Here is an 11,915-nt window from a genome sequence, read left to right as displayed (position 1 = left end):
ATTTATTAAATGTTTCTATAATGTTTTTGGTCTGTTTTGTATAGGCCTGTTTATTATTAAATTCCTCTTTTTTGTATTTATACTTGTAGTTTTATTTTGTGTTTGCGCTTTAGTCTTAGTATCAATATAGAAATCCAAATAGCCAAAGTGGGATTTTATTATCTTTCCCAACTTCTGTATTATAGCGAGCGTAAATGGTTTCGTTGTTTAAACGCATCTTCGTATTCTCCGCATCGCAAATCCTGAATCTCTTATTTTCGTCTATTATATAATTTCCTTGTTTGCTTCCTTCGTTCACCAAATGTCCAGACAGCAGAGCGTTGACAAAGAATGTTTCCATTACATCTTGCTGTTCTACGTGTATTGGATATATTGCGTAAATAAGGTTGGAATTGTTCATTATCACCTTTGCTGGCTTTTTAGGAAATTCTTGTCCAACAGGATAGATAATGTTTATCAAGCGTGAATCTGACAGATACTTAATATAGTTCATAACAGTTGCACGACTTGTGTTTATCTCTTTTGCCAAATTGCTTATATTAGGTGACTTTGGACCTTCTAAAGCAAGCAGATAGAAAAGTGTCTTAATTTTTGTAAGATACTTCAACTCTATTTGTTTAATAAGCAAAATATCTACCTCGGTCATCATGTTCATTGTCTTCAGCAAGTTTTCGGAATAATTTCTGTTTTCCAAAAAGAAAGGATAATAACCATGATGAATATAATCTTGAAAATATTTTAGCGGACTGACCTTTGGCAAAATTTGCATTGCGATTTGTTCGTGGTTCTTTATAATATCGTCAAGCGAGTAGGTAGGGAAATTATGTCCTGACATATAATTCAAGAACTCCCTAAACGAGAATCCCCGTAGATTGTAACTCTTGACAATACCATTTAGCTCTGGGTTTTCTTCTTTAAGGCGCATGACGCTCGACCCTGTAAAGACAATCTTTAATTCAGGATAGTTGTCGTAGCATTTACGCAACTCGCCGCTCCAGTTGGGTTGCTTGAAAACTTGGTCGATGAGTAGAACCTTTCCGCCACCTCTATAAAAATCTCCAGCAAAGTCGGCAATTCCTCTTTCCTGAAAATAAAAGTTGTTCATATTTATATAAAGACACTGGCGGTCGTTAGCACCAAATCTTTCTTTCGCATATTGAAGAAGGAAGGTCGTTTTTCCTACACCACGTGTACCTTTAATGCCTATCATTCGGTCGTTCCAATCTATTTCGTCCATAAGCATACGGCGCACTGGTGCATGGTTATGCTCCACTAAGTAGGCGTGAGTACGGAAAAATGCGTCCATCTTTATTTGCTAAATTATTTCATACTAAGATAATGCTAATGGCAAAACACACTTTCTTCATATATGCGCATAATAGCATTTCTCACGTGCAAAGATAGTATTTATTTCTCGAATTTGCAAACTATAGATTGCAAAAACGTGTTTTTTACTGTTATTTATATTTTGTCTTCTTGTATATTTGCTGTACCTTTGCAATACGATATAGTAAAAACATAATGACACTTCATATATTCAACCCTGAACACGATATGTCGTTAGCGCAGAATAGTCCTAACTACACTCCGTCGCATGCTGCATTGAAAATACGTAATGATTTGGCTTTCTTGCCCTATATATGGGCAAAGGAAGGTGATACTGTATTGGTAAATGATATTACAGAAGCACGTGTCTCAATTGAAAAACTTCGATTGAAAAAGAAAGAAGTGCATTTTGTTGATGCAAGTACTTTGGAAAGTATTTCTGACAAGATAGAAATTATTTCACCGTGGGGCTGGAACTGTATGCTCAAAGAGCAATTACGGCGGGTAGGAATACCACAAAGACTTTTACCCTCTGACGAACAGTTGGCTAAAATAGCCGATTTAAGTAATAGGAAGTTTGCTGTTGGTTTGCTCTCTGCTTTGAAAGCATTGTTACCTGCAAATGCTATTGTGGGCAAATCGTATTATTTTGATAATCTTGACGAATTACGTGCGAAGGCAAAAGATATAGGAAAGGCTGTCATTAAGGCACCTTGGAGTGGCAGTGGGAGAGGGCTTCGGTTTACTGATGAAGAAATTTCCACAGTCCATTTGAATTGGGCAAAAAATGTTATAGCACAACAACAAGGCATTATTTTAGAGCCTTATTATAATAAGGTGAAGGACTTTGCGATGGAATTCTATGTGGAAGAAGGCTGCGTGAAGTATTGCGGTCTATCGGTTTTTTTATCTTTACACGGTGCCTATACTGGAAGTATTATTGCCAATGAGGACAAAAAGCGGAGCCTATTGGGGCAGTTTATTAATATAGAAGTATTAGATACGATAAGGGAAAGCTTGACAAGCTTGTTGGAACAGAATGTCAAAGGGAAGTATAAAGGGCCTTTAGGTGTTGATATGATGATAGTTGAAAGTAAATATTCATCTGACTCTATAACTGTATGTTATTCCATTCATCCCCTTGTAGAAGTAAATCTTCGTCGTACAATGGGGCACGTGGCTTTATCGCTCTATGATGAAATAAAGGCACAAAACAAGGTTATGCAGATTACGTTTGATGGTTCACACCACAGGTTAGAAATAAATGATAGTGTGTAATAGAATTTTTCTCACTGTTTGCAGATAAACAACATACACGAAGAAAACATCTAAGAAACAATGTTTTCTTCGTGTATGTTGTTTTTTATGAATCTATTTAAAACTTAAATATCAACTGTACGTCTACCAAAGAATAGTCTGGTTTAGCCAAACTACGGTCGTGAACGTGAGCGTATTCGCTTGAAAGTTGCACATTCTGATTAAATTCGTAGTTCAAACCAACTTCACACAAAGTGCGTTGTTTCTCTGCTCCCTTTGAAGGTTGGTACATATCGTAACGTGCTTTAGCATAAAGCTTTTTCTTTACGATAGGTGCTATAACAAGAGCATAAACACCTTGCGCCTTGTTACCATTGCTACTGAGAGTACAATCTTTTGCAGCGGCATCGTTTGTGTTTACAAGCGATTTTGCAAATGCTTCACCTGTGCTGTGTATATACTCTGAACGGAAAGTCCAATCGTTTGCCACGTATTCTGCAGAAATGGCATAGCGACGTTGTTGCAATTTACGAACGCCATTTTGTGTTATGCCGTTTTCGTCAACCCATGTACCTTTACGAGCATACGAACCTGTCCAGCCGAACCAACCAATACGCATACCTTCTATTGGCATAACCCAAACACCGCCGATGATATTTTTCTGTTCGTCTACATCTTTCATATTGATGCCTTGTCCGTTAAACACACCAACCTGATAGTGCAGCAAGTTTCTGCCAGCAGAGTTTTTCAAGAAATCGCCTTGAATCTGTACACCTATATCGCGTCCGTTAGAGGCGTGCCCTCCTGCTCGGTCAGCAAACCCCGATAATTTATTAATTACTTGTGAATAACCCATAAAACCTTGTTTGGTAGGAGATATTGGATTTTCAAAAGTAAATGGATTTTTGAATTGACCGATTTTCACACGAAAAAAAGTGTATTTTTGCCATTCTGTGAACAAATCAAGAACACGTGGTGATGAACCTAAAGTAGATGTGTTTCCATTGATTTGAATTTGTGCTTTCCAAGCCCAATCGTCAAAGAATTTACCATCGAGTATAACACGACCTAAACGTAAATTAAACGAATTTGCCTTTGCGTTTTCTTGATCTGTGAATTGATACTGTGCAATGCCAAACCCCGATAGCTTAACATTGTTTACCCACTTCGCCGTTTGTGCAGATGCATTAGAAATTGTTAATGCCATAGCTGCCACTATGAAAAACTTTTTCATAAATCTCTTTTAAATATTCTACTGAGTTTACTGTCTTACGCAGCAAAGATAATAATATTTAATAGAAAACAAAAACAATTCTTAACTTTTTATCATTAAACTCTATTGAAAACAACCATAAAAGCTTGTTATATATAAATATGTATAGTGCTTTTAGAGGTTTTTACAACTTCGTTTTAATTGATAAGTAATGTTGTTTGGAATAGCAGAGTTGTATTAGCAGTTTTAGCACAAGGCTGCTATGCAAACCAAAAAAAATAACTAACTTTGCAGCAAATATAAGAAAATGAGTAGGAAAAGGAAACCGTTACCTATATTAGAAAAGGTTGAAATAGAAGCTGTTGCAGCAGAAGGAAAGTGTGTTGCACATGTAAACGATATGGTTGTGTTCGTTCCATTTGTAGTGCCAGGCGATGTTGTAGACTTGCAAGTGCGCAAGAAACGTCATAGCTATTGCGAAGCTACGGTGGTGAGAATGGTACAACCCAGTCCCATTCGTATTGCCCCTAAATGCGAACACTTTGGTATTTGCGGAGGTTGCAAGTGGCAAAATCTTCCTTATAAAGAGCAGTTGACTGCCAAGCAACAGCAAGTTATCGACCAACTGACACGAATCGGCAAGGTAGAACTACCCGAAATTTTGCCCATTTTAGGTTCTGAGAAAACAGAAGAATATCGTAATAAACTAGAATTTGCTTGTTCTAACAAGCGTTGGTATACCAAGGAAGAATTAGAAGCATTGCCCGAAGGCGTAGGCTTGGCGCAAGGTGCAATAGGCTTCCATATAACGGGAGCATTCGATAAGATTTATCCTATCGAGAAATGTGTGTTGATGGACGACTATTGCAATAAGGTGAGAAATGCTATTTATAATTATGCTTTGGAGCATAACCTTACCTTCTTTGACATCAGAGAGCAGCACGGCTTGTTGCGCGACATTATGATGCGAAACTCGAATACTGGCGAATGGTTGGTACTCGTTCAGTTCCATTATGATGAAGATGGCGATGAAGAACGTGCAATGAATTTGATGCAGTTCATATCTGATGAATTTCAGGAAATCACGTCATTATTATATGTAGACAACCAAAAGGGCAACGACACGTTCAACGATTTGGAATTGACCGTATTTAAAGGCAACGACCATATATTTGAATTGATGGAAGACCTTCGTTTCAAGGTTGGAGCAAAGAGTTTCTATCAAACCAATACCGACCAAGCCTACCATTTATATAGTGTGGCACGCAATTTTGCCAACCTTACAGGCAACGAGTTGGTTTACGACTTATATACAGGCACGGGAACCATTGCGAACTTTGTTGCCAAAAAAGCGAAGAAAGTAATCGGTATAGAATATGTGCCCGAAGCGATAGAAGATGCAAAAGTAAACTCTGAGATAAACAATATAGCCAATACGCTGTTCTATGCTGGCGATATGAAAGACATTCTGACCGAAGAGTTTATAAAGCAGCACGGTCGCCCTGACGTAATTATTACCGACCCACCTCGTGCCGGTATGCACGCCGATGTGGTGAATGTGATACTGGGTGCGCACCCACAACGAATAGTTTATGTAAGTTGCAACCCAGCAACACAAGCTCGAGACTTGGCTCTTTTAGACAAAGACTATCGGGTTGTAGCTGTTCAGCCTGTCGATATGTTCCCACATACACCCCATGTAGAGAACGTTGTGTTGTTGGAAGCAAGGGAAAAGTAAAGCGCACGAAACGATAACGAATAGGGGAGAAAGGAAACCGTTGATGCTTATTAAAGCAATTGGTTTTCTTATTCTTGCTGAAGGCAAATTCTGAAAGAAACCTTCGGTTTTGTAAAGATAAATCCGTTAAAAAGTGGTAACTGCGTTTTGACATTGCGAAAGCGGCTGTTTTGCAACGCAAAACAGCCGCTTTTACCGTGTAAAACCTACGCTTTTGGAATGCAAAACAATAGGTTTTATAACACGCTGATGATGAGGTGGTTATACGATAGGTGTTCTTGTGAAAAATATTTACAGCTTTATCGTCTTTTTCTGTCTGTCAAGCAAGCTGTCTTCACTAAATTTCTATCGTTCCATAGCAAGGTCTAAAAGGTGTGATTTCGCAGCAAAAAGGTTGCGAATTATAACTTGTTATGAAAAAATAATTGGCAAATCGGGAAGTTTATTGTAACTTTGTCCCAAATTATTTAAGATAAATGGCACATAGAAGTTTAGATCAATTAGACAAAAAAATTCTTAGCCTTATTGCAGAAGATGCACGTATTCCATTTTTGGAAGTAGCACGTGAATGTAAGGTAAGTGGTGCAGCGATTCACCAAAGAATTCAGAAACTAACAAACTTGGGTATTCTCAAAGGTTCACAATTCATTATCGACCCAGAAAAGATAGGTTATGAAACCTGTGCTTATATGGGATTGAATTTAAAGAACCCCGAGAATTTTGATGAGGTTGTAGAGGCTTTGAAGAAAATTCCTGAAGTTGTGGAATGTCATTTCACAACGGGCGAGTACGATTTATTCATTAAAGTCTATGCTCAAAACAATCATCATCTCTTAAACATTATCCACGATAAGCTCCAAGCATTGGGGTTGGCTCGAAGTGTAAGTATCATCTCTTACAATGCAGTAATAGATCGCCCACTTCCAATCAACGACTTTGCTGTGGGAGATTGTTCTGAATCGGTTGAAGATTAAACATTTATAAATAGCAATTCAAGCACTTCTTACCATAGATAAAAGGTTGTTGCAAACTTTTATTCCATTGGTAGAAAGTGCTTGAATTGTTTTCTTACCTTATCGTTTGATAAAGAAATAGCCAACTTTATGGCTCACTTTTCGTTTCGATGAATGGGCACGAAGTCGATAAGTGCCATTTTTAAGGCTATAAATATTTAAGGTGTCGCGATGCGAAGCAACATAGTAAATCTTCATAACTGTATTGCCTTGCATCGTTTCAATGGTGAAATAGTCTATATCCATTGCGTTGAAATCTTCTGGAATGGTAACTGTTTCACTGTCATTTGTAAGTAGTCTGCTTTCAAAATCTTCTTTCTCGAATATACTTTGCAGCGCATCGCTTTCATTTCCATACCTGTCCATTGCCGTAATGGCGTAATGCTGATGCTTTGCCCCTTGATGTACGAACGATGTTCCTTGAAATCTCGCCATGACAAGATTGCGAGGGTCTTTCACGTCTACAGGGTGGCTGTTGCTCATGTATATATTATAATAAGGTGAATTTCCTTTCCAACGTATTGTTTTTGCTCCTTGCGCTCCTATCAACGTTACTACAGAGGTGCCTTGAGCGTAGTTAGGAGCTTTTGGCTTTCTGCGGCTTATCCATGTCAGAGCAGGTGTAAGTGCGGGCACAGCGTTAAAGCGTTTCTCAAAGTTATATACACCTTGTTGGTTGTCTAACAAGAATTTAGAGCGGAAATGCGCATGTCCCATTCCCAACCATCTGCTTACGTGCATTTGTCGGGTGAGTTCTTCAAGTCCCCAATTTCCTTCTCGTGGGTCGAGGAAGTATGTTCCAAGTCCCGAAACTATATCGTGTCCATTGGAATTTTCCACCCAGTCGGCACTGAATGGGTAATAATTGTCGCCCCGCCAATATTGCATAGGGTAGAGCTGGTCCATTATTCGCGTCTTCACCCATAGTTGCGCATCTTGCGAAACACGATTTTTCGCATTGTAGTTTTTCGATGAATATCTGCTTAAATCATCGTACTTTCCAATAGGCGAGCAAGAAATCTTCACCCAAGGTTTGAGTTTCTTCACTCTATAATTTATTTCTCTGACAATGTTGGTAATGTTTTCTCTACGTGTTTCTGGCGTGTCGCCATTCCTATATGTTGGGTATGGCCAGCTGTCAGGATACCTTATATAATCTAAATTTATGCCATCAATATCGTAGTTTCTGGTAATTTCTGCACAGATTTCTCCTAAATACCCCGCAATCTTAGGGTCTTCAGGGTTTACATAAGAACCTGTCGAGAAGCTTCTAATGCTAAATCCTTTTTCTTTCATCAGTTTGCAGCCTAACGATTTAGCAGCTCCGACAGGCATTGCAGCTACCCACGCATGTATTTCCAACCCACGTTTATGGCATTCTTCAACTGCAAATGCCAATGGGTCGTAGTTCGGATTTCCATCTTCTCTGCCTGTCAAGCATTTGTCCCAAGGCTCTATGTTGGACGGATAGATTGTGGCTGCACGCACACGCGTTTGCAACAGAACGGTATTTATGTTTGCAGCGACATATTTATCTAAAATATCAATGAGTTCCTTCTTTTGTCTTTCAATACCTTCCTCCGAGTTTGCAAATGTCTTTGGCCAGTCAAGGTTGTTTAAAGTAGTTAGCCAAACAGCACGGGTTTCACGCTTCTTGAAAGGTTTTGTGTCCCAATTTATAAATATCTCGTTCGTTTGTGCAAAGCAATTTATTGTGAAACAGCTTAGTAATATTAGTGTAATTATCTTTTTATTCATACGTTTTAAAGCATATTTATGAGCAAAAAGCGAAGAACTTATTTGCAAATCAAGCACAAAGGTAGGCAATAATTTTTGTAATTCAAATAATTCCACTACCTTTGTCAATGGAATTTAGCAATAAATAGATTTTACAATAATAGTATTATTATGATGAAGAAATTATCACTCCTTTTATTAGGATTAACATTATCATTAGGTATCCATGCACAGTTTCAAGAAGGTAAAGGCTACCTTGGAGCTTCTTTGACAGGTCTTGACTTGCACTATAACGGGCACGATAAGTTCAATTTCGGGCTTGAGGCAAAGGTTGGCTATTTGCCATGGGACGATATAATGTTGTTGGCAAGTGTAAGTGCTGAGCATAATGGTTCAAAGGCTGTGGCAGATCATATCGTTGTCGGTGCTGGTGCACGCTACTACATTACTCAAAATGGTTTGTACTTGGGTGCCGGTTGTAAGTTCTTGCACGCCAATCATAACTATAACGATATGTTGTTGGGTGCCGAAGTAGGCTATGCTTTCTTTATAAATCGTTCTGTAACAATTGAGCCAGCAATTTATTATGACCAATCGTTTAAGGATACTAAGTATTCTACAATAGGTTTAAAGCTTGGTCTTGGTATATATCTCTTCGACGATTAAGCCTATATAACTGATTCAATTAGTATGCAACAATTTCCTTCTCAACTGCTTGAAAAGGCTGTTGGAGAGTTTTCTAAGTTACCGGGAGTAGGTCGAAAGACTGCTCTCCGGTTTGTTTTGCATCTATTACGCGAATCTAAAGATGATGTAGATGGCTTTACAGAGGCTATTTCTACAATGCGGCACGATATAAAATACTGCCATATTTGCCACAATATTTCCGACACTGACACATGTTCTATTTGTGCAAACCCACACAGGGACGCTTCAACGTTGTGTGTTGTAGAGAATGTGCAAGATGTTCTTGCCATCGAGAATACTCAGCAATACAATGGTTTGTACCATGTGTTGGGTGGAATAATCTCACCAATAGATGGTATCGGACCGAACGATTTGGAAATAGAATCGCTTGTAGAGCGAGTGAAAACAGGTAAAATCAATGAGGTTATTCTTGCTTTAGCGAGCACGATGGAGGGCGATACAACAAACTTTTATATATCGCGCAAGCTGAAGGGGCTTGATATAAAGCTAACAGTGATAGCTCGTGGCATATCGGTTGGTGACGAATTGGAATATACTGATGAGGTTACGTTGGGACGAAGCATACTGAATAGAACAATAATAGAAGGTTAAAGACACTATGGAACAAACACGAAAAATGCTTTTAACATTATTGGGAACTTTCTTGTTCGTATTAATCTGTATTGTTGCTGTATATGAGTTGGCTCTTGTTTTGCCAGGTAGTCTGTCTGGCGACAGCAGTCTTACGTATGTGCAGTTCATTATGCAGCCTTTGGCACTGCTATTGATACCACTTGCCCTTTACTTGTTTAAGTTTCCGCAAGTTAGCAAAAGTGTTACCAACCCACAGTCCTATAAAGGCTTTCGCTTATGGGCTTGTGTGCGTATTTGCCTTCTTTGCATTCCCATTATATTGAACATCTTCTTCTATTATATATATGGTGAAGAGGTTGGATTCTTTTATTTAGCATTAATCTTAATGATTAGCATCTTCTTTATTTATCCAACAAAAGACAGATGTGAAAACGAAAGGAACTTTGGAAAGGACAAAACAGACCAAAATAATGAAGTAAAACCATGAAATTAAGTGTTGTAATAGTCAATTATAATGTTAAATACTACCTTGAACAGTGTTTGTTAAGTGTTGAACGAGCTATTGAAGACATTGATGCTGAAGTTATTGTTGTAGACAATCACTCTAAAGATGGTTCTGTGGAATATATCGAACAGCGTTTTCCATGGGTAACCTGTATCTCCTCTTTGCACAATTTAGGATTTGCACGAGCGAACAATCTTGCTATCAAACAAAGCAATAGCGAGTATGTTTTATTACTCAATCCTGATACTTTCATTAGCGAAAACATCATAGCTGACGCATTAAACTTTATGGGCAACCATAAAAATGCGGGCGGATTAGGCGTTACAATGCTTACAACAAGTGGCTCACGAGCAAAAGAAAGTCGCAGGGGCTTCCCTTCTCCGATGGTCTCTTTCTATAAGATGATGGGACTTTGCGACCGCTTTCCCAACCACCCGAAGTTCGGACACTACTATATGAGCAATATGCCCTGGGATAAATCGGGACAGATGGAGGTTATTAGCGGAGCTTTTTGCCTGTTGCGTCGGGCTGCATTAGATAAGGTTGGACTCCTCGACGAAGCGTTCTTTATGTATGGAGAAGATATTGATTTAAGTTACAGAATCTTGAAAGGAGGATTTGAAAACTGGTTTTTCCCTTCTACAATATTACATTATAAAGGTGAAAGCACGCAGCGTTCGAGTTTCCGATATGTCCATGTCTTTTATGCAGCAATGCTCATATTCTTCCGTAAACATTATAGCGGAATGAGCTTTTTGCTAAGTATACCCATTAAGGCTGCCATATATTTGAAGGCAACGACTTCGCTGTTGCAAATGTTATATAGAAAATCTAAAAAGCTTTTAGGCTTTATTTCTCATTCGCATGCGATAGAATCGAATTACATCTTTATAGGAAACGAAGATAACATAAAGCGTTGCGAGGAGATAGCAAAGAGTAGGGGAGTAGCAGCCAAATATATAATAGGTAATAAAGAAACGTTACCGAACGGTCATCTTGACAAGCAAGAGCTGATAGAAGCGAAGACTTTAAACTATGTGGTTTATGATATGGACGCTTATTCGTATGGCGATGTGCTTTCTATCTTTGCTGTTCAGCCCCAAGAAAACGTACATATCGGCACATACAATAGACGGGCAGACTGCATAATAACTGAAAAAGAAATTCTGAAATAATGGAAATGAAAGAAGTGTGTCTTCGTGCAATGGAGCCTGAAGATTTAGACTTGCTTTATAAAATAGAAAATGACGAAAGGTTATGGAACGTCAGCACTACCAACGTTCCATATAGTCGTTATGTGCTTCGCGACTATATAGCCAATGCAAAGAACGATATTTTTGCTGACAATCAAGTCAGATTAATCATTGAAACCGATACCAAGACAAACATAGGCATATTGGATTTGGTGAATTTCGACCCCCGTCATCAGCGTGCGGAGTTAGGAATAATAATCTTGGAAGAGTTCAGAGGCAAAGGCTATGCCTATGCTGCAATTCAGAAGATAATAGAGCATGCGCGGAAATATCTTCATCTTCGTCAGATTTATGCTTACATAGATGCGAACAACGAGGCGTCTTTAAAATGCTTGGAAACGGTTGGATTTCAGAAAAAAGCTTGTCTGAAAGATTGGTTTTTTGAAACCAACGACTTCCACGATGCTTATGTAATGCAATTTTTTTTATAAAAAACCGCCATTCTGTTTGGCTATAATAAATAAAATTGCTATCTTTGCACTCGCTAAACAGAAATGGTAGTTAGCAGACGCAATTTGGTGCGTTAGTTCAGTTGGTTAGAATGCCTGCCTGTCACGCAGGAGGTCACGAGTTCGAGTCTCGTACGCACCGC

General features: G+C 38.6%; 11 protein-coding genes and 1 tRNA gene. 9 read left to right on the top strand and 3 right to left on the bottom strand.

All coding sequences use genetic code 11. The features are described 5' to 3' along the window. Nucleotides 1-121 precede the first annotated feature (121 nt). Entirely contained in the window at nucleotides 122-1,306 is a 1,185-nt protein-coding gene (locus BWX39_RS05960; protein WP_028906246.1) for an ATP-binding protein, read from the bottom strand. Between the two features lie 215 nt (nucleotides 1,307-1,521). Between BWX39_RS05960 and BWX39_RS05955 the strand changes: the two genes are divergently transcribed. Next, nucleotides 1,522-2,604 (top strand): ATP-grasp domain-containing protein, encoded by a 1,083-nt coding sequence (locus BWX39_RS05955; RefSeq protein ID WP_028906245.1) that lies wholly within the window; start codon nucleotides 1,522-1,524, stop codon nucleotides 2,602-2,604. Nucleotides 2,605-2,701: 97 nt separating this feature from the next. Here BWX39_RS05955 and BWX39_RS05950 read toward each other — a convergent pair whose 3' ends face one another. Continuing rightward, complete coding sequence (locus BWX39_RS05950) at nucleotides 2,702-3,817, bottom strand: porin (protein WP_028906244.1); 1,116 nt, start codon at nucleotides 3,815-3,817, stop codon at nucleotides 2,702-2,704. 286 nt (nucleotides 3,818-4,103) lie between these two features. Here BWX39_RS05950 and rlmD point away from each other — a divergent pair, with 286 nt between their 5' ends. Beyond that, a complete protein-coding gene (gene rlmD, locus BWX39_RS05945) occupies nucleotides 4,104-5,534 on the top strand; it encodes a 23S rRNA (uracil(1939)-C(5))-methyltransferase RlmD (protein ID WP_028906243.1) in 1,431 nt (476 codons plus the stop codon). A 476-nt stretch (nucleotides 5,535-6,010) separates the two neighbouring features. Next, nucleotides 6,011-6,508, top strand: a complete 498-nt coding sequence (locus BWX39_RS05935) for an Lrp/AsnC family transcriptional regulator (protein WP_028906242.1) — start codon at nucleotides 6,011-6,013, stop codon at nucleotides 6,506-6,508. A 99-nt stretch (nucleotides 6,509-6,607) separates the two neighbouring features. Here the strand turns inward: BWX39_RS05935 and BWX39_RS05930 are convergent, their stop codons facing one another. Then, nucleotides 6,608-8,305: a glycoside hydrolase family 10 protein gene (locus BWX39_RS05930; protein ID WP_028906241.1), complete on the bottom strand. Its 1,698-nt coding sequence runs from the start codon at nucleotides 8,303-8,305 to the stop codon at nucleotides 6,608-6,610. 150 nt (nucleotides 8,306-8,455) lie between these two features. On the opposite strand from BWX39_RS05930, the gene BWX39_RS05925 reads away from it, so the two are divergent. From BWX39_RS05925 to BWX39_RS05900, 6 genes are all read left to right on the top strand, one after another. After that, nucleotides 8,456-8,950: a hypothetical protein gene (locus BWX39_RS05925; RefSeq protein ID WP_028906240.1), complete on the top strand. Its 495-nt coding sequence runs from the start codon at nucleotides 8,456-8,458 to the stop codon at nucleotides 8,948-8,950. A 24-nt stretch (nucleotides 8,951-8,974) separates the two neighbouring features. Continuing rightward, the gene (recR, locus tag BWX39_RS05920) at nucleotides 8,975-9,583 is read left to right on the top strand and encodes a recombination mediator RecR (protein ID WP_028906239.1); all 609 of its coding nucleotides are present in this window, start codon (nucleotides 8,975-8,977) and stop codon (nucleotides 9,581-9,583) included. Nucleotides 9,584-9,590: 7 nt separating this feature from the next. Beyond that, nucleotides 9,591-10,052 (top strand): hypothetical protein, encoded by a 462-nt coding sequence (locus BWX39_RS05915; protein ID WP_028906238.1) that lies wholly within the window; start codon nucleotides 9,591-9,593, stop codon nucleotides 10,050-10,052. Next, a complete protein-coding gene (locus BWX39_RS05910; protein ID WP_028906237.1) occupies nucleotides 10,049-11,245 on the top strand; it encodes a glycosyltransferase family 2 protein in 1,197 nt (398 codons plus the stop codon). Before BWX39_RS05915 ends, BWX39_RS05910 begins: the two co-directional genes overlap by 4 nt. Next, nucleotides 11,245-11,754 (top strand): GNAT family N-acetyltransferase, encoded by a 510-nt coding sequence (locus BWX39_RS05905; RefSeq protein ID WP_028906236.1) that lies wholly within the window; start codon nucleotides 11,245-11,247, stop codon nucleotides 11,752-11,754. Before BWX39_RS05910 ends, BWX39_RS05905 begins: the two co-directional genes overlap by 1 nt. 86 nt (nucleotides 11,755-11,840) lie before the next feature. Continuing rightward, nucleotides 11,841-11,914: transfer RNA gene (locus BWX39_RS05900), tRNA-Asp, on the top strand. Nucleotide 11,915: the final 1 nt, after the last annotated feature.

The organism is Prevotella intermedia ATCC 25611 = DSM 20706 (assembly GCF_001953955.1).
Lineage (GTDB): Bacteria > Bacteroidota > Bacteroidia > Bacteroidales > Bacteroidaceae > Prevotella > Prevotella intermedia.
Note: the sequence above shows the minus strand (reverse complement) of the source record. Positions and strands in the feature narration are given on the sequence as shown.

Excerpts from the sequence above, each read along its gene's own strand:
- rlmD (WP_028906243.1), top strand. The coding sequence starts at position 4,104 with ATGAGTAGGAAAAGGAAACCGTTACCTATATTAGAAAAGGTTGAAATA.
- BWX39_RS05905 (WP_028906236.1), top strand. The coding sequence starts at position 11,245 with ATGGAAATGAAAGAAGTGTGTCTTCGTGCAATGGAGCCTGAAGATTTA.
- BWX39_RS05930 (WP_028906241.1), bottom strand. The coding sequence starts at position 8,305 with ATGAATAAAAAGATAATTACACTAATATTACTAAGCTGTTTCACAATA.
- recR (WP_028906239.1), top strand. The coding sequence starts at position 8,975 with ATGCAACAATTTCCTTCTCAACTGCTTGAAAAGGCTGTTGGAGAGTTT.
- BWX39_RS05915 (WP_028906238.1), top strand. The coding sequence starts at position 9,591 with ATGGAACAAACACGAAAAATGCTTTTAACATTATTGGGAACTTTCTTG.
- BWX39_RS05935 (WP_028906242.1), top strand. The coding sequence starts at position 6,011 with ATGGCACATAGAAGTTTAGATCAATTAGACAAAAAAATTCTTAGCCTT.
- BWX39_RS05950 (WP_028906244.1), bottom strand. The coding sequence starts at position 3,817 with ATGAAAAAGTTTTTCATAGTGGCAGCTATGGCATTAACAATTTCTAAT.
- BWX39_RS05960 (WP_028906246.1), bottom strand. The coding sequence starts at position 1,306 with ATGGACGCATTTTTCCGTACTCACGCCTACTTAGTGGAGCATAACCAT.
- BWX39_RS05925 (WP_028906240.1), top strand. The coding sequence starts at position 8,456 with ATGATGAAGAAATTATCACTCCTTTTATTAGGATTAACATTATCATTA.
- BWX39_RS05955 (WP_028906245.1), top strand. The coding sequence starts at position 1,522 with ATGACACTTCATATATTCAACCCTGAACACGATATGTCGTTAGCGCAG.
- BWX39_RS05910 (WP_028906237.1), top strand. The coding sequence starts at position 10,049 with ATGAAATTAAGTGTTGTAATAGTCAATTATAATGTTAAATACTACCTT.